General features: G+C 70.4%; 12 protein-coding genes. 1 reads left to right on the top strand and 11 read right to left on the bottom strand.

Annotation, left to right across the window (positions count from 1 at the left end):
- Position 1 precedes the first annotated feature (1 nt).
- The 11 genes from FSW06_RS05230 to FSW06_RS05180 all read right to left on the bottom strand — a co-directional run bounded on the left by FSW06_RS05230 (position 2) and on the right by FSW06_RS05180 (position 15,877).
- Positions 2–3,337 carry a UvrD-helicase domain-containing protein gene (locus tag FSW06_RS05230; protein WP_010121685.1) on the bottom strand — a complete coding sequence of 1,112 codons (3,336 nt, stop codon included), beginning with the start codon at positions 3,335–3,337 and terminating at the stop codon, positions 2–4.
- A complete protein-coding gene (locus tag FSW06_RS14930) occupies positions 3,334–6,171 on the bottom strand; it encodes a PD-(D/E)XK nuclease family protein (protein WP_010121683.1) in 2,838 nt (945 codons plus the stop codon). Before FSW06_RS14930 ends, FSW06_RS05230 begins: the two co-directional genes overlap by 4 nt.
- Before the next feature lie 300 nt (positions 6,172–6,471).
- Complete coding sequence (locus tag FSW06_RS05220; RefSeq protein ID WP_010121681.1) at positions 6,472–7,548, bottom strand: YdcF family protein; 1,077 nt, start codon at positions 7,546–7,548, stop codon at positions 6,472–6,474.
- Between the two features lie 147 nt (positions 7,549–7,695).
- Positions 7,696–7,965 (bottom strand): 30S ribosomal protein S20, encoded by a 270-nt coding sequence (rpsT, locus tag FSW06_RS05215; protein WP_010121680.1) that lies wholly within the window; start codon positions 7,963–7,965, stop codon positions 7,696–7,698.
- A 548-nt stretch (positions 7,966–8,513) separates the two neighbouring features.
- Positions 8,514–9,710: a hypothetical protein gene (locus FSW06_RS05210; RefSeq protein WP_010121679.1), complete on the bottom strand. Its 1,197-nt coding sequence runs from the start codon at positions 9,708–9,710 to the stop codon at positions 8,514–8,516.
- Complete coding sequence (locus FSW06_RS05205) at positions 9,707–10,342, bottom strand: DNA-3-methyladenine glycosylase I (protein ID WP_010121678.1); 636 nt, start codon at positions 10,340–10,342, stop codon at positions 9,707–9,709. The genes FSW06_RS05210 and FSW06_RS05205 overlap by 4 nt, the downstream gene beginning before the upstream one ends.
- Positions 10,339–11,019, bottom strand: coding sequence for an alpha-ketoglutarate-dependent dioxygenase AlkB family protein (locus FSW06_RS05200; protein WP_010121677.1), 681 nt, complete (start codon positions 11,017–11,019; stop codon positions 10,339–10,341). The genes FSW06_RS05205 and FSW06_RS05200 overlap by 4 nt, the downstream gene beginning before the upstream one ends.
- Before the next feature lie 3 nt (positions 11,020–11,022).
- Positions 11,023–11,580 carry a type II toxin-antitoxin system PemK/MazF family toxin gene (locus FSW06_RS05195; protein ID WP_139024559.1) on the bottom strand — a complete coding sequence of 186 codons (558 nt, stop codon included), beginning with the start codon at positions 11,578–11,580 and terminating at the stop codon, positions 11,023–11,025.
- 54 nt (positions 11,581–11,634) lie between these two features.
- On the bottom strand, positions 11,635–13,041 hold the full coding sequence (locus FSW06_RS05190) for an ABC transporter permease (RefSeq protein WP_010121675.1): 1,407 nt from the start codon (positions 13,039–13,041) through the stop codon (positions 11,635–11,637).
- Between the two features lie 121 nt (positions 13,042–13,162).
- Positions 13,163–14,644: an ABC transporter permease gene (locus FSW06_RS05185; RefSeq protein ID WP_010121674.1), complete on the bottom strand. Its 1,482-nt coding sequence runs from the start codon at positions 14,642–14,644 to the stop codon at positions 13,163–13,165.
- Between the two features lie 48 nt (positions 14,645–14,692).
- The gene (locus FSW06_RS05180; protein WP_139024557.1) at positions 14,693–15,877 is read right to left on the bottom strand and encodes an HRDC domain-containing protein; all 1,185 of its coding nucleotides are present in this window, start codon (positions 15,875–15,877) and stop codon (positions 14,693–14,695) included.
- Positions 15,878–16,119: 242 nt separating this feature from the next.
- Here FSW06_RS05180 and lepA point away from each other — a divergent pair, with 242 nt between their 5' ends.
- Positions 16,120–17,970 carry a translation elongation factor 4 gene (gene lepA, locus FSW06_RS05175; RefSeq protein WP_010121672.1) on the top strand — a complete coding sequence of 617 codons (1,851 nt, stop codon included), beginning with the start codon at positions 16,120–16,122 and terminating at the stop codon, positions 17,968–17,970.
- Positions 17,971–17,980: the final 10 nt, after the last annotated feature.

Raw genomic sequence — 17,980 nt, 5'->3', positions numbered from 1 at the left:
GTCAGGGCAGCTCCACCGCCAGCACCGTGCCGAGCAGCGGCAGGTGGATGAGCACCGCCGCCGGCGCCACCCCGTCGATGGCGGTGAGGGCGTCCCGGTACACCGCCATCTGCCCGAGGTAGTTCGCGATCACGTGGCCGACCGGGTCAGTGCCCGGGTAGGTCTTGTGGTCGACGATGATCCGCCGGTCAGCGGCGGCCCGGGTGTCTCCGGTGCCGCCGCCTCCGTCGTTCCCGGGCACGGTGAGCAGCTGATCCAGCCAGCCCTGTGCCCGCTGATCGTTCCGGTTGGTCCAGGTGAACGGGACCTCCGAGGCCACCGCGGTCGCACCGAGTGTCCCGGTGACGTAGTCCGACCACCGGTCCCCGCAGGCCACGACCTGCTCCGGGGTGACCCTGTCGCCGACACCCCACCGGGTGACCAGCCGGGTGGCGACAGTGATCCGTTGATCAGCGGACAGCGCCCCCAATGGCGCGGCGAGATAGGAGTGGATACAGTCACCGACCTTGTTCCACTCCTCCCCACCACCGGTGACCAGTGGCGCACCGAGGTCGGCCCGGACACTCACCCGGGCCCCGGCGGCCAGATCCTCGTCGGCGACCGCCCCGCTGGGGGCGAAGGTGGCGGGGACGATGTCGTCATCGACCGGCGGTTCGGTCCGGGCCCGGTCCAGCACGGCGGCGGGGGAGACCGTCGGTGCGTCGGACACCAGGACGGGGGACTGCGGTAGCCGGGCGGAATCCCGGATCAGGTCCGCCAGCTCCTCCGCGTCCACCCCGGCCTCGGTGAGTGCCTGCCAGGAGCCGACCGAGGAGTACGGGGCGAGCACCGTCCGGAACTTCGACCGGGTCATGGCCACGTACAGCAGCCGCTGCTCCTCCAGCAGGTCGGCGCGGCGCCGGGCGGCCTGGACCCCGGTCGCCGACAACGCCTCCTTCACCCCGGAGTGGGCCAGCAGGGTCTCCGGCCAGAACCGGATCTGCCGGCCGGCCAGCGGATCAGTCATCGACAGTGCCCGGTCGGACTGCACCCACACCCCGGCCGGGGTGAAGCGTTCCCGGGCGTCCGGCAGTGCGACGACGACCGTGTCCCACTCCAGTCCCTTGGCCCGGTGCACGGTCTGGATCTCCACCGCCCCCGGCTCCGGGACCGGACTGGTCACCGTCTCTTCGTCGACGAGGTGGGCGTGGAAGCCGGTGGCGGTGGCGGGCAGACCCGCGGACTCCTGCTCCGCGGTGTAGTCGGCCGCGGCCTGCAGCACACCGAGCACACTGCCGGTGCGGGTGACAGGGTCCGCCGTCGCGGCGACCCGGCCACGCAGGTCCAGCGCGTCGACGATGCCGGCGGTCAGCTCGGGGACGGCCAGCTCGGGGAGCCGGTGGCGCAGCGCGGCGAGCGGGGCGAGGACGGGGTCGCCGGCCCACCCGTCGACGACATTGCGCCGGGTGTCCGGGTCGGCGGTGGTGAGTTCGTCGAACCACGTGTGGTGGGCGGCGTGGTCGGGCAGCAGGCAGACCAGCTCCACGAGCGCCTGGGTGTCCCGGTCGTCGAGGAGCCAGGCGACGGCGGCCGCGGTGAGCTGCCCTTCGCGGGTGTCCGACAGCGGGACGCCGGCCCCCGAACAGGCGATGCCGTGGTCCCGCAGTGTGGCGCGCAGTTCCGCGGCATGGGTGTTGTTGCGAACCAGTACGGCGCGGGCGGGGACCCGGCCTGCCTCGACCGGTTCGGCGCCGCACCCGGCGAGACCCTCGGCGATCCGGTCGTACCAGGTGGCCTTCGTCGCCTTACCCTCCTCATGTGGCCAGGTGAGGGTCTCCCCGTCGGCCAGGTCGCCGTCGGCGGCGTAGTCGGCGGCGCGGACCGCCGGGACCGTGAGGACGACATCATCGGTGGACCCGGACTCCGGATCGGCGAACAGGCGGCCGAACAGCCGGTTCGACAGGTCCAGCGGGGCCTGCCGGGTCCGGTAGGAGAACCGCAGGGTCTCCGCGGTACCGCCGAGACCACCGTCGCCGACCCCGGTGGTGACGGTGCGCACCGCCTCATCCATCAGGGCGGGGTCCGACCCACGGAAGCCGTAGATGGACTGCTTCGGGTCGCCGACCCAGATCACCTCCTCGACCAGCTGCGCCAGCTCGGTGAACAGGGCGAGCTGCAGTGGGCTGGTGTCCTGGAACTCGTCGACGACGAGGATGCGGTAGCGGGCGGCGAGGGTCTCCCGCACGGCGGCCGCGGTGGTGGCGTCCACTCCCTCCCCACGCAGCAGCCGGAGGGTGAGCTGCTCCTGGTCGGTGAAGTCGATGAGCCCGAGCGCGTCCTTGTAGTCGGCGTAGGCGGTGAGGCAGTCGGCGGCGGTGGTGAACACGAGCCGGGTCAGGTCGGCGAGGTCGGCGCGCAGCGCCGGGTCGGCGAGGATCTCCTCGGCGGTGACGACGGCACCGTAGGTCTCGCTGATCCGCTTGATCGGCTTCGAGCCTTTCACCCCGGGGATCTTCCCCTCGGCGACCTTCAGCCATGTCGGCCAGGACAGGGTGCGGTACTCCCGGTCGACCCGCCGGCCGAAGGCCCGGAGCGCGTCGAGCCGGTCGTGGATGGGGCGGCGCTTGGCGGTCGCCGGTTCCTCCTCGGCGGCGAGGGTCTCCGGCAGGCTGCGGGCCGCCCCGGCGAGCAGGGCGCGGGTGTCGAGCGGTTCGGCCGCCTGCGACTGGTCGTCGAGGACCGCGGTGAGTTCGGCGATGCTGGTCTCGGCGAAGTCGGGCAACCGGTCGGCGGAGATGTTGTTGGCGCGGGCGTACCCGGTCACGGCGCGGATCGTGTCCGCCCAGTTCACGGCGGTGGCGTAGAAGCCCCGGTCGCCGTCGCCGTCGTAGCCGGTGCGGGCGAGCAGTTCTCGGTGGGCCTCCTCGGCCTCGGCGATGACCTGGTCGGTGGCCAGGGTGAACGCGGTCTTCTCCGACTGTTCGGTGAGGATCTGCAGGTCGGGGGAGCGGCCGGCGTCCAGCGCGAAGTCGGTGAGGATCCGTCCGGTCACCGAGTTCACGGTGCCGATCAGGGCGGTGGGCAGGGCGGCGGCCTGGCTGAGCAGGCCCCGGTCGACGAGCCCGTCGCGGATCCGGTCGGTGAGCTCGGCGGCGGCGGCGCGGGTGAAGGTCGTCGCGATGATCTGCGACGGGCGCAGTGCAGCGCCGTCGGGGGCGCCGGTGTCGGTGCGGCTGAGCCGGTCGGTGAGCAGCTCGGTGAGCCGGTAGGTCTTGCCGGATCCGGCGGAGGCCTTGATGACGGTCCACCGGGTGCCGGTGGTTCCGGTGGTCGTGTGGGGTGTGGCAGTGGTGGTCATGCGTAGTCTCCCTGCAGGCCGGTGATGACCGGGACGTCGGTGTACGGGGCGGCATCCTCCGGGAGGAAGCCGGTGGTGCGGGCCAGATCCAGCGCGGCCCGGAACTCGCGGGTGGTCTCCGCGTCGACGGGGGAGACCGGCTCCTCGTTCTTCTTCGGGTGCTCGTAGGCCTGCCAGGCGGGATCCGCCAGCAGGTTGCCGAGGTCGGTGACCCGGCCGGCGCGCAGGTCGTCGAGGACCCGGTTGAGTCCGGCGACCGCCCGGTCCCACAGCTCGTCGGGGGTCGCGGATCCGCGTTCGGTCGCCTGCGCGTCGGGGTCGACGGTGACCGTGTCCCCGGCGCCGAGCCCGAAGGCGGGGGAGGCGGTGTGCAGCTGGTCGTCGTGCAACGAGAAATAGGCCACCGGGATCTCGGCGAGGGTCGCCGACCCGTGCTCCGCGGCGACGGATTTCGCGTAGACGGCGAGCTGCAGGGCGGTCCCGCGGGCCACCTTGTCCCGGTACTTCTTCTTCGCGAAGGTGTACTTCAGGTCGATCACCCCGGGTGTGCCGTCGGCCAGGACGATGTCCATGTCCCGGAAACCGCGCAGCCGAAGCGGTGCACCGTCGGCACCCCGGCTGCCGGTCAGCGCGGTATCGAAGTCGGCTTCGACCGCGCGGACCCGGATCCCGGCGTCCGCCAGCGTGGTGAACAGGCCGGTGACCGACCGGACGGCGAGCGCGAGGGTGGCGCCGCGTTCCCGCTGCCGGCCCGGCAGCAGCAGCTCGGAGGCGTACCAGGGCAACAGCCGTTCGAGGATCTCGGCGACCCCGGTCCCGGTGACATGGACGGTCACCGGTTCACCGTCGTTGTCGGCGAGCTGGCCGGTGACGATCTCCTCGACCGCGGCGTGCAGCCACGTGCCGATCATCCGGTTGCCGGTCGGGACATCGGCCAGACCACCGGCGCGGATTCCGAGGCGCCACCGCAGCAGCCACTCCAGCGGATGGATCAGCAGGGTCTCCCATTGGGAGAAGCTCAACCGTTCGGGGACCAGCGCACTGTTCGGGGCGAACCGACGGCGCACCGGATCCGGGCGGGCCGGTTCACCCGGCTCCGGCACCGTCGACGTGCCGGCGGGGAGGACGGCGGACTCCGTGGCTACCGTGCCGCCGCTACAGCGCAGGTCATCGCGCAGGAAGGCCAGTGCGGGGTGGCCGGACGCCGCCGCGCCGTCGATGAGACCGGGCAGGACGGCGGTCACCCGACCGCGGTGGCGCAGGGCGCGCAACTGGCTGTCGAGGGTGAGCCGGGCGGCGTCCTCCCGGTCCGGCAGTTCCACTCCGGTGGAGACCAGCCAGTCGGCCTCGGTCGGGCGCAGCCGGTCGCGCACGGCCGCCCCGTCGTCGACAGGCAGCCACCACAGCACCGGGGCGGTACCGGTGCCGAGCTGGGCGGGACCGGTGACGACATCGATGGTCCGGGACGCCGCAGCGGCCAGGTGCGGACCGCCTGCCCCGGTGACGGCGGCGGTGACCTGGCCGAGTTCGCGGGCACTGACCCGGTCGCCGAGCCCGTCGACGAGGGTGGCGAGGTCGGCGGTCGACCGGGCGAGACCGGCGAGCTCTCCGTCGCCCCGGCCGAGGCGTGCGAGCCGGTCGGCCAACCACTCCAGGTGGTCCCGGACCTCGCCGGTGGCGAACCCTTCACCGTCATCGACCAGGGGAGATTCGCGGATCAGCCGGTCGAATCCGGTGATGACCCGCGCGTTGTCACTGTCGGGGGCGCAGTCGGCGAGGGCGTCGGCGACGGCAGCGGTCCACTTCGGGCCGCCGATTCCGGGTTGCTCTCCGAGCGCCGTGACCAGGTTGGCGTGGAACCGGCCGGGCAGCAGGGTGCGGGTGCGGCGCGGCTTATCGTCGCCAGTCTGTTGCGTGTCCGGCAGCCGGAGGTTCAGCAGCTCGACCAGGGCGTGGACGTCACAGGGGGCCGTCATGGCACGGAGGAAGACCGGCACAGTGTCGGCGAGCGGGGAGGTGGCGCCGTGGCGGACCCCGACCGGGCCGACCCTGAGCCGCCGCAGTTCGCGGTCGAGCAGGTCGGTGGACCGCCCGGCGACGACGGTGACCGGGTCACCGGACGCCGCCCGGCCGGCGAGGAACCGCGCGGCGACGGGGGCGGCGTCCCACTCCGTGTCCGCGGTGAGCACGGTCAACTCCGTCAGCGGGCCGGGGTCCGGCAGCTCAGTGACCGTCACACCCGACCGCTCCAGCCCGGACAGGATGCGCTGCCACACCGGCGGCAGCTCGGCGATCCGGTTGTCCACGGTCAGTTCGGTGATGCCGGTCGGCCAGGCGGTGCCGGCGGTCGTGAGGTCGGTGATCACCGCGTCGATCTCCCGGAGTGTGTCCGCCGGGCCCGGCGCCCAGCCCGGCTGCAGCGGCAGCAGCGCCTCGATCCGGGCGAGGACGGCGAGCCGCGCCGGGGTGTCGTCCCCGTCCCCGTCGCGGCGGGAGTGGGATCCGCCGGGCAGAGCCTGGTCGGCGCCGGTCCACCCGGCGGCGATGAGTTCGTCGCGCCAGGCCAGCAGCTCCGTGGCGACCGTCCACGGGTCCTTCAGAGTGCTCTCCACCGGCCAGGCGGCGTCCGGTAGCGTGTCCACGACCTGCCGCAGCGCGGCCCGGTACGCGGCGGTGCGGCGGGGCCGGTCGAGCGCGGGACGGCTCAACGCGAACCGGGTGGCGAGAATGTCCGTGAGCCCGCCCGGGCCGACGACGACCCGGTCGCGGGTCGCCGGCGTGACGGCATCCGACCAGCGGGCGCCGTCACAGCCCCAGCCGAAGGTGATGATCATGCGGAGGTCCTCATTTCTGTTGTCCGGTACGGGGATCCGGTGTGTCGGCGGTAGGTTATCGTGCCCACCGGACAGCAACGGGGAGGAACGGCGGGGGAGCGGGGCGGAGAGTGCCGCCACCAGCTGTTTCCCACATGTCGGGAAACTTTCACCCCCGATGGTGGTTATTTTGGGAAGCCAACTAGGAGAGGGCTGACAGTTCCCGTAATCTCGGCACCGTACTCGACCACGCCATCACCAGTGGGAGAGCCCGAGACCCCGCCCCTAGCACCCCAGGGACGGGGTCTCTTCACTGTCCGGTCACTGCCCCGCGTTCGCGATGACCAGCAGCGCACCCGCCAACAGCAGCCACAGGGCCGACAGGGACAGCCACACGATCAGCAGCCGACGCCGGTACCGGTTCACCACCGCCACGAACTCCCGCAGGAACCCCGCGGGCACGAAATACGAGGCCGTCCGCGCCCCCACCACCGTCGCGGGGATCCCCAGTTCCTCGGTGAGGGACGCCGCCCGCATCGCATGGTAGTTGCTGGTCACCACCACGACCCGCCCGGTGGCCCCGCGTCCGGCGAGCAGCTCCCGGGAGTTCACCAGGTTCTCCTGCGTCGTCGTCGAGGCGTCCTCGAGCACCATCGCCTCCCGCGGCATCCCCCGGTCCGCGGCGTAACCGGCCATCGCCACCGCCTCCGGCACCACCTCGTCGGCACCCTGACCCCCGGAGAGGACCAGCAGCGGGGACCGGCCGGACGCCGCCAGGTCACGCCACGCCCGGATGCCGCGGTCCACCCGCGCGGCGAGCAACGGGGTGACCGTGTCGCCGTCGAGTCCGGCACCGAGGACAATCACCGCATCCGCCCCGGTGGTGCGGCCGATCCGGCCGTAGAGCACCGAGTAGAGGATGAAGCCGACGAGGTTGACCAGCAGCATGCCCACCGGAACGGCGCACAACGGCAGCACCACCAGGACCAGCAGGTCGCCGAGCCACGGGTGGCCGTCGGAGCCCCGGCCGACGAACAGGACCACCGTGACGAGCCCGACGATGATCCCCACCAGCAGCAGCCCGAACACCGCCGGGACCAGTGTGGACAGTCCCAGCCCCTCCCGGTGGACCACGATGAGCCCGTTGACGATGAGGAACAGTCCGGTGCCGAGGATGAGCAGCAGCCCCACCACGATGGTCCCGTAGAACAGCAGTGCCGGGGCGTCGCCGGCACCGTCGCCGTCCCACGTGGCCGCCAGCAGCGTGAGCCACAGGGAGACCAGTGTGGCCACGAGCAGCAGCCCGTGGAGCACCCGCCGCGGCTCACGGACGATACGCCACACGGTGAGTACCGCGAGCAGGACGGTCACGGTCCCGAAGATCCAGACACCGGTCATGGCCCCCGACCATACCGTTTTCCGGCTCCCCCATTTCTGCCGCCACTTTCGCCGCCGGGGAACCGTACCCGGGGACGACAGAACCCCGGCCACCTGCGGGCCCGTCGGGGACGGGGGCAGGTGACCGGGGTCGGTCAGGCGGTCAGCCTACTTGGCGGCCAGCTTGTTGAGCTCGGCGGCGAGGCCGGACTTCTTGTTGGCGGCGTTGTTGCGGTGGATGACGTGCTTGGTCGCGGCCTTGTCGAACAGGCGGGAGACGACGCGCAGCTGCTTCTCGGCACCCTCCTTGTCGCCGGCGGCGACGAGAGCGCGGAACTTGCGGCTCTCGGTGTGCAGGCGCGAGCGGACGGCCTGGTTGCGCTGGCGGGCCTTCTCGTTGGTGAGGACGCGCTTCTTCTGCTGCTTGATGTTAGCCATGTGACTACCTCTTCCTGAACGGTGAATCTTCGGATCGTTCGCCACAGCCGGGCGGGTCAGCCGCACACACGGTCTCTGACATCCGGCCCAAGGTCCTGCCGGATGCGGTGTGTGCGCCACGCACGGTCGCGGGTCAACCGGCATGACGTTACCACCCGGGACGCCGCGGACCTAGTCGGTGGTGCGCCGGGTGCCGCATCTCGACGCCTGAGGACGGGTGCGGGCGTGCCATCGGCCGACCCGCTCCTCTGCACCTCCACGCGGGTTAATGGCGGATACTGCACTCGCTGTCACCGCCTGAGCGTCCGGAACGGTGACAGGGAGAGCAGTATCTGCCGTTCACCTTCTGCGGGGAAGCCGGGAGGGCCGGGGGAGCGGGGGAGCAGGGAGGGCAGGGAGGGGCGGGGTGCGGGCTGACGGGGATCCGTGAACTCGAGCAGGAATCCGACGCTGAGGCACCTGCGGGGCGTTCCGTGCTCGAGTTCACGGATCATGCAGCGGACCCCGGCGACCCCGGCGACTACGGCCTGCCCTACCGGGTGGGGCGGCTACGGCTCCTCGTACCCGCGGCTGCGGCGGTCCACCGGTGGCGCGGCCTGCGGCGGACGCATCGACCCGTCGAGCAGTTCCTCGATACGCTGCGCCGCGTTGAGCACCGGAACCCACCGCAGTTCCTTCGGCACGGCCCCCGGGGCGCCGAGACGGCGTCCGGACGGGAGGTGCGGCAGCAGGCCGGCACGCGCCATGCCCACCGTCCCCGCGAGCATCGCCTCCCGGGCCTGCAGATCGGTGAAACTCCGGCTGCTGACGGTGAGGCCGGGCATCCCGGGCTGCGAACCGGTCCGTGCACCGGGCCGGGAGTCGCTTCGTGCCCCGGCCCGCGACCCGGTGGGGGACTCCGCGCGGGACTCGGGGGCGATCCACCAGTGCGCGGTCGCCGGCGCCTCCGGAACGAGCCCGTCCAGGTTCGTCCACGCCCGGTCGCCCCGCCACACCTGCGGCGCATGGCCGAGGAAGATGTAGCCGAGGATCTCGGCGAGGACCGCGAGACGTTCCTCACCGGTGAGTCCCTCGTGCAGCCGCACCGCGTACCAGGCGTTGTCCCCGGTCACCGGGGTGGTCGGGAAGAGTCCGGGAGTTCCGCCGCGGACCTGCAGGGTGAAGGCGCCGGACCGGTCCGCGACCCGGCCGGGACCGAACGTCCCCAGCGACATGCCGATGGTGGCGACCCGCCGGGTCGCGGTGGCCAGGGCAGTGTCCGGTGCGGTGTCCGGCACAGTGTCCGGCGCCGTACCCGGGTCGGCGTCCGGCACGGCAACGGGGCCGGTGCCCGGGTGATCGGCAGCGGCGAGCTTCTCGCGCGCCGGGAAGTGGCCGACACCTTCCTCATCCACGTAGTACAGGTCCGAGTCGAGGACGAAGGTCTCCGTGGCGTCCGGCCCGCCGGTGCGTCCGGGAAGGATCACCCGGGCATCCCGGTCGTCGGTGCGCAGTCCGTTGGAGAACGCCTCGATCTCGGGGACGAGCAGGGAGGTCTTCGAGGTCTCGGTGGCGTCCCGCTGGTAGCGCGGCCGGTAGCGGCGGTAGATCTGCAGGGTGGCCTCGACGGCGTCCGCCAGGGAATGGTCGCGCTGGCGCACCGCGAAGTTCAGCAGCACCGGGACAAGCCGCTCCCGCTCGCGGGCGGTGTGCAACCCCCAGAGCTCCAGCTCGAAGGCCTCGAACGAGGTCATCTCCCGGGTCATGACGCGTCCTCCTGCGCGGTCCAGACACCCGACGCACCGCGGCGCCACGAGCCGACGAGGTGGGTGTCCACGATCCCGACGGCCTCCATGAGGGCGAACATCGTCGTCGGGCCGACGAACCGGAACCCGCGCGCCTTCAGGTCGCGGGCCAGGGCCCGTGATTCCGGTGACGTCGTCGGCACCTCGGCGACGGTGCGCGGGGCCGGTGTGACCGTCGGCCGGTAGGACCAGACGAACGACGCCAGATCGCCGCGCCCGTCGTCCCAGCCGCGCAGCGCCAGGGTCGCGGACGCATTGGCCAGCGTCGCGTCGATCTTGCGGCGGTTGCGCACGATGGTGGCGTCCTGCATCAGCCGGTCGGCGTCCCCGGCGGTGAACGCGGCGACCGCCGCCGGGTCGAAACCGGCGAAGGCCGCCCGGAACGCCGGACGCTTCCGCAGGATCGTCGCCCAGCTCAGCCCCGACTGGAACGCCTCCAGGCTGAGGCGTTCGAACATGCCGCGTTCATCGACGACCGGCATGCCCCACTCCGTGTCGTAGTAGTCCCGCAGCAGCGGGTCGGTGGCGGCCCACCGCGGGCGCGCCCGGCCGTCCCCGCCGGTGACGAGCGGGGGTTCGGTGGGGCCGGTCATGACAGCCCCGATTCCCGCACGGTGATGTTCACCCGCGTGGCCGGGCCCAGGATCTTCTGCACCCCGTGGTAGTTCCACCGGGCCGGCCCGCCGAACACGAACAGGTCACCGGGGGCGAGGGTGAGGTCGGTGTACGGCCTCGACCGGTCGGTGGCGTTGCCGAACCGGAACCGGCACGCCGCCCCGAGAGACAGGGACACCACCGGGGCCTCGGAGGCCTCGTCGTCGTCGCGGTGCATCCCCATGTGCGCGTCGGGACCGTAGATGTTCACCACGGCGATGTCGGGGGAGTAGCGGCCGGCCGCCCGGCCGTCACCGGTGGCGGCGAACACCGCACGCCGGGCCAGCGTCACCAGCTCGGGTGGCACCGGGAGGACCGGGGCGCCGTTGCCGTCGACCGCGCGGTCGAAGTAGCGGTGACCGCGCGGTGCGGTGGGCACCCAGTGCCGTCCGAGGCACAGCATCCGCGAACTCATCTCGCCGGACGCCGTGCGCGGTCGCGCCGGGGCGACCGGACCCCGGGCCCAGGTCGCCACCCGGTCCAGCAGGTCCTGCTGCTGCCCCTCAGTCAGCCAGCCGGGCACGTGCACCGCCCCGGCGGGCAGGTCCGGGGTGCGGGCGGCGGCATCACCGGCGGCGTCCGGCAGATCGAAGAGGGAGGGGGTGGCACCGGTCATGTCTCACACCCAGCCGTACTCGGAGCGCAGCACGGTCGCGATGCGGTCGTAGCGGCGTTCCGGCATGGACACCCCGCGGCGCTGGATGCGGGACTCCTGGATCTCCACCACCCGGTCCACCCGCGCCCAGCAGGGGTTTCCCTTCGGATCCCAGAGTCCGGTACCGATGAGTATCCAGTTGTTGTCCTCGGCGTGCTCCGGGTTCGAACTGATGAGCAGGCCGAGCAGTGTGTGGTTGTGGCGGCCGACCACCAGGCAGGCGCGCAGCTCCGGGGGCGTGTCCTTCGACCGTTTGATGCGGTACCAGATGACCTCGCCCGGATCGGCCTGGCCGTCCATGTCCGGGGCGTAGATCACCGGGCGGGCCAGCAGTGCGGAGGGAGTGGTGGTGGTGACCGGTTCCGGGGTGCGCTCCCGGACCCGGTGGGCCGCCAGACCGAGGTTCGCGTGGAGCTCGTCGAGGCCGGTCTCGAGCTGTCCCCGGTGGTGGAAATGGCGCTGGATGAAGCGCGTCAGCACATTGCCGGTACGGGGGGAGGATCCTGTGACGGTCTCGGGCATGTGCGCCATCGTAGCCCCGTCCCGCGGGTTGTGCGACCTGTGGTTATGTCGGTATCAACGGTCGCGGCGGGACGCCCCGTCAGTCGTCTCCCCGGGTGCCTCCCCGGCCTCCTCGGCGGCGACCTCGACCTCGAGGTCGTGGAAGTCGGACTGGGTGGAATCGAGACCGGTGGGCGGCGTCCGGTCCCCGTCGGAGAGCAGCTGACCGGTCGTCGCGACGGCGGTGCCGCCGTGGTGCTCGGCGCGCTCGGAGACCGCCGAATCGTAGCGGGCGACCACGTCCTCCACCTTCTCCCGCAGCCCGTGGTGGGCGTGCTCCGGTGGGATGCGCAGCACCGCACCGTCGGCCGGGCGGATCTTCAGCCCGTGCTCGGCGAGGATGTGCTTCTGCTCGGCGGCACCGTGGGCGCCGGCGGCCTTCTGGGCGTCCTGGAACATGGTGGTGCGGCCGCGCAGGATCCGGCGGATGAGCTTGCGCTCGCGGAACGGCTTGCCGACCAGCGACAGCAGCAGTCCGGCGACGATGTAGCAGGCCATCATGATCCAGCCGCGGGTGTAACCCGGGCCGACCCCGTAGACCAGCTGCTTGAGCATCTCGGTGATCCCGGAGCCGACGACGACATGGGACAGCCACTGGAACAGTTCGGGCATCATCCAGATCGGCATCGCCCCGCCCGACGAGGGCATCGACAGGAAGATGCACATCAGCATCGCGGGGACGGCGACGAAGCGTCCGACGAAGTAGGAGACGCCGTTGACCGCCGCGCCGATGGCGAAGGCCCAGCAGAAGCCCAGGCCCCACAGCGCCCAGAAGTGGCCGGTGATCGCCCCGAGGATCGGGTCGATGAGCAGGGCGGACAGGAAGCTGAGCAGGACGGCGGTGCAGGCGATGATGAAGAACCGGATGCGGCGGCCGAGCGGGCCACCCATCAGTCCGACGAACATCGCCGCGAGGTAGCCGGAGATGCACCAGGCGATCATGAGGTACATCGGCGTCATGCCGATGTCGTGGGTCGGCAGCGCTGCGAGGTCCTCGGTGGTCGGCTGCGGGTTGTGGCCGGTGGCCTTGAGCAGCGGGGTGACGACCTTCGGGACGAGCGAGGACGCCTGCGCCTGGTGTGCCGAGGCGATGATCATCGTGTCGGAGCCGGGGACGTAGGCGGCGGCGAGGTCGCCGTCGGTCACCTGTTGGCGGGCGGTGTCGAGGTCAGTGATGTCGCGGACGTCGACGGCACCGGGTTCACCTGCGTCGGCGGCGGTGCGCAGGGACTCGGCGACCTGGGTGGAGCCGACGACGCCCAGCGGCATGTCGCGCGGGGCGGCGTGCTGGAAGGGGGCGACGTAGCAGAGGATGAACATGATGAGCATGAACACCGGCATCCACAGCTGGGACAGCACCATCTGGACGTTGGGGTGCTGTGCGGCGTACCAGCGGCGGTAGGCGGACTTCTTCTGGGGCATCGCGTAGACGAGATGGTCGTCGCCGGAGGGTGCGTCGGAGGGGGAGTGGCGGGCTCGGCATTTTTCATAACCGGCTTATCTTAGCCGGTGTGCTGCGGCGTCCGGACGCCGGGGCGGCGGACTACCTGGTCGTGCCGTCGTCGTTGCGGCTGCCGTGAGCACCGGTGTCGCGGCCGGCGGCGTGCTCGGTGCTGTCGCTGCTGTCGGTGCCGTCGGTGCTGTTCGCGTCGTCGCTGTCGTCACTGTCGTCACTGTCGTCGCGCCCGTAGTCCGGCAGTTTGGGGTCGAGCGTGCCGGAGAAGAGGAAGTTCTGCGTCCGGTAGTCAGCGTCAGTTGAGTTGGCTGAGTTGGCTGAGCCGGCAGAGCCGGTGGGGCCTCCGGTGGTCACCAGTGCACCGTCGGACTCCCGGACCTCCAGCCCGTAGGAGGCGAGGATCTCCGACTCGTCGTCGGCGTTCCTCCGGCCGTTGGCGCGCTGGGCGTCCTGGAACATCGTGCGCCGGCCCGACAGTAGCCGGCGTACCCGCTTCCACTCCCAGTACGGCCGGCCGGCCCAAGTCAGCAGCAGGCCGATGACCAGGTAGCAGGCCAGCATCCGCCACCCCCGCGAGTAGCCCGGGCCGACCCCGTAGACCAGATGTTTGAGCATCTCGGAGATCCCGGAGCCGACGACGATGTTGTTCAGCCACTGGAAGATCTCCGGCATCATCCAGATCGGCATCGCCGCGCCCGAGGAGGGGATCGACAGGAAGATGAACAGCAGCATCGACGGGGCGGCGATGAACCGGCCGGCGAAGTAGGACAGGCCGTTGACCGCGGTGCCGATCGCCGCCGCCCAGCAGAAGCCCAGACCCCACAGTGCCCAGAAATGGCCGGTGATCGCCCCGAGGACGAGGTCCGCCAGCACCGCCGAGAGCAGACTGAGCACACCGGAGACCCCGGCGATGATGGCGAAGCGGGTCATCCGGCGCAGCGGGCCGCCCATCAGACCGATGAACATCGCGGCGAGGTAGCCGCTGATGCACCAGGCGAGGGTGAGGTACATGGGCGTCATCCCGATGTCGTGGGCCGGCAGCGGGGCGACGTCGTCGGTGGCCGGCGGCGCGTTCTGGCCGACGGCGGGCAGCAGCGGGGTGATCAGCTTCGGGACGATCGAGACGGCCTGCGCCTGGTGGGCGGAGGCCACGATGAGCTGGTTGGCCGCTACGTCGTAGGCGATGCCGAGGTCGCCGCGCTTCACCTTCTCCCGGGCCGTGTCATGGTCGGCGACCTGTTCAAGGTTCAGTGTGCCGGGCTCGTGCTCGTCGGCGGCCTGCTGGAGCTGCCGGGTGACCTGCGTCCCGCCGATCACCCCGACCGGCACCTCGCGCGGGGCGGCGTGCTGGAAGGCACCGACGTAGACCAGCACGAACATCACACACATGAACGTGGGCATCCACAGCTGGCAGAACACCAGCTGGACGGCGGGGTTGAGGGTGGAGAACCACCGGCGGTACGCGGACTTCTTCGGTGGCATCCGGTGCACGTCACCGGCACCGGGCGCCGGTGGTGCGGGCGTCCGGTCGTCGGAGGCGTCGCCTGCGCCGGGGGCCGGTGTGTTCATCACCGAACAATGTTACGCGCGGGCGGTGGGGGCGGGGTGCGGCGTAGGTCAGGAGAAGTGGGCGACGACGGCAAGAATCTCGTCGCCGTATTTCTCCGTCTTCGCAGGTCCCATGCCGGTCACGTACCGGAGTTCTTCTGCGGTCGTCGGAAGTGTCTCGGCGATGGCTTCCAGCGTCTTGTTCGTCGCAACCTGGTAGGCCTTCACGCCGTCTGCCTTGTACCGCGTGGTCCGCCATGCTTTCAGAGCATCGAAGGCCGTGAGCTCGTCGTCCTGCGGGACGGTGTCCGGTTCCTCGGGTTCCTGCGGTTCTCCAGGGTCTGAGGTGTCCGCTGCCGGGGCCCCGGTGGCGTCCTCCTCATCGCGTACTCTCCACCGGGAATCCGGGGTGACCGCCGGTCCGGCGGAAGTCTGCGGTGCAGAGACATCCCAACCCGGTGCCGCGAACGGATTGCGCGGGATACCGGGTGAGGCGGCATCGTCGTCGGCATCATCGTCGCCAGTAACGGAGGGATCGTCTGTGTCGTCTGTGTCATCCGTGTCGTCGGGCTCCGCGGGGGCCGCGGGCGTCCGCTTCTTCGGCTTCGGCTTCCACCCGTGCTGCCCCACCGATGTCAGCGGCGCGGCGGGGGCGGAAATCTCCCGCAGTCCGTCCTGTTCCCATGACCACCAGCGGCCCGCACTGTCCCGGAACACGATCCGGAACACCTGGAACCGTGCGGAGGCGGCGAAGGGCTGGAACCACGGATCATCGGCGTCGACCGCGGTGGGGAAATCGAAGTCGAATCGTCCCCGGTTCCACGGTGGCTTCTTCGCGATGAAGGTGTCGCCGGGCTGGCAGGACGCCCGCAGTGTGGTGTAGGGCGCGTCGGCGACACCGAACGCCGCGACCACCTGGAGGTCGTACACCGGGAGATCTGACTTGTTGTGGACCCGTACCCCCAGCGTGTAGCGGCCACTGTCGTCCTCGTCGAAGCGCTGCTCGATGGTGGCGAAGATCTTTGAGGCCTGATCACGGCGTTCGAGGTTCATCTGCTTCGCCTGTTCCCGGCGGTCGCGTTCCTCCTCCCGGCGCTGTTGCCCGAGAAGAGCCTCCTGCTGCATGCGTTGTTGTCCCAGGAGAGCTTCCTGTTGCAGACGGTGCTGTTCCGCCGCTCGTGCCTCTGCCTGCTTGCGTGCCTTCTTGTCCTCGGCGTAGCCGAGCCAACTGGGGATATCACCGAACAAACCCATGTGCGGAACGTAACACAAGATGAGGCCTCGCACGGGCAAATCTTCGGTGGGTCCGCACAGAAGGGGGAGATTCAGGGGGGACCGGCAACGGGTGGCATCAGAGCGGGGGACAACGGCCCGCATAGTAGTCGGGGGCCGGCCGGACGCCGCACCACGGTGACTGCCCACCCCCTTGGTAGGCTCGGTGCGATATCCCTGCCCTTGACCGGGGCAGTCCGTAGGCCCGTACCCAGGAGGACCCCATGGCGCCGAAGCAGAAGAACTACGCACTCGACACATTCACGGAGCCGGGCCGTATCCGCAACTTCTGCATCATCGCGCACATCGACCACGGCAAGTCGACGCTCGCGGACCGCATCCTGCAACTGTCCGGTGTGATCGAGGACCGCGACATGCGTGACCAGTACCTCGACAACATGGACATCGAGCGCGAGCGCGGTATCACCATCAAGGCGCAGAACGTGCGCCTGCCGTGGGTGCCGCGCTCCGGGGCGTGCGAGGGGGAGGAGCTGGTCATGCACCTGATCGACACCCCCGGTCACGTCGACTTCTCCTACGAGGTCTCCCGCGCGCTGGCTGCCTGTGAGGGTGCGATCCTGCTGGTGGACGCCTCGCAGGGCATCGAGGCACAGACCCTGGCGAACCTGTACATGGCGATGGAGAAGGACCTGGAGATCATTCCGGTCCTCAACAAGATCGACCTGCCGGCCGCGGAGCCGGAGAAGTACGCTCTGGAGATCGCGAACATCATCGGCTGCGAACCGGACGAGGTGCTGAAGATCTCCGCGAAGACCGGTGAGGGCATCCCGGCGATGCTCGACAAGGTCTGTGAACTGGTGCCGGCGCCCGTGGGCGATGAGGACGCCGCTCCCCGGGCGATGATCTTCGATTCGGTCTATGACGTCTTCCGCGGCGTGGTCACCTACATCCGTGTGATGGACGGGAAGCTGGAGCCCCGCCAGAAGATCCGGATGATGTCGACCGGCACCGAGCACGAGGCCCTGGAGATCGGCGTGGTCTCGCCGAAGCCGACGAAGACGAAGGGGCTGGGCGTCGGTGAGGTCGGCTACATCATCACCGGGGTCAAGGACGTCCGCCAGTCCAAGGTCGGTGACACCGTGACGACGGCGGTCAAGGGCGCCGAGGAGCCGCTGGAGGGATACCAGGAGCCGACGCCGATGGTCTACTCGGGCCTGTTCCCGATCTCGGCCGACCAGTATCCCGAGCTGCGCGAGGCGATCGAGAAGCTGCAGCTCAACGACGCCTCCCTGACCTTCGAGCCGGAGACCTCCACCGCGCTGGGCTTCGGCTTCCGGTGCGGGTTCCTCGGGCTGCTGCACATGGAGATCACCCGCGACCGGTTGGAGCGCGAGTTCAACCTGGATCTGATCTCGACGGCGCCGTCGGTGGTCTACAAGGTCGTCACCGAGGACGGCACCGAGCTGGAGGTGCAGAACCCGTCGGACTGGCCGGAGGGCAAGCTCAAGGCCATCTACGAGCCGATGGTGGACATGACGATCATCGTGCCCGAGGAGTTCCTCGGGGGCACGATGACGCTCTGCCAGGAGAAGCGCGGCCAGATGAAGAACATGGACTTCCTGTCCACCGACCGGGTGGAGTTGCGCTACCGGATCCCGATGGGGGAGATCATCTTCGACTTCTTCGACATGCTGAAGTCGAAGACGAAGGGCTACGCCTCGCTGAACTACGAGGAGAACGGTCAGCAGGAGGCCGACCTGGTGAAGGTGGACATCCTGCTGCAGGGGGAGCCGGTGGACGCTTTCGCCGCGATCGTGCACCGGGACAACGCCCTGCACTACGGCAACAAGATGACCAAGAAGCTCAAGGACCTGATCCCCCGCCAGCAGTTCGAGGTGCCGGTGCAGGCGGCGATCGGCTCGAAGATCATCTCGCGTACGAATATCCGCGCTTTGCGTAAGGATGTCCTCAGCAAGTGTTACGGTGGCGACATCTCCCGCAAGAAAAAGCTGCTGGAGAAGCAGAAGGCCGGCAAGAAGCGCATGAAGGCGATCGGCTCGGTGGCGGTGCCGCAGGAGGCGTTTGTTGCTGCGCTGAGTACGGATGAGGGTTAGAGGAGTCCTT

Source organism: Corynebacterium nuruki S6-4, from assembly GCF_007970465.1.
In the GTDB taxonomy this organism is placed as follows: Bacteria; Actinomycetota; Actinomycetes; order Mycobacteriales; family Mycobacteriaceae; genus Corynebacterium; species Corynebacterium nuruki.
This window is presented reverse-complemented; position numbering and strand designations above follow the sequence as displayed.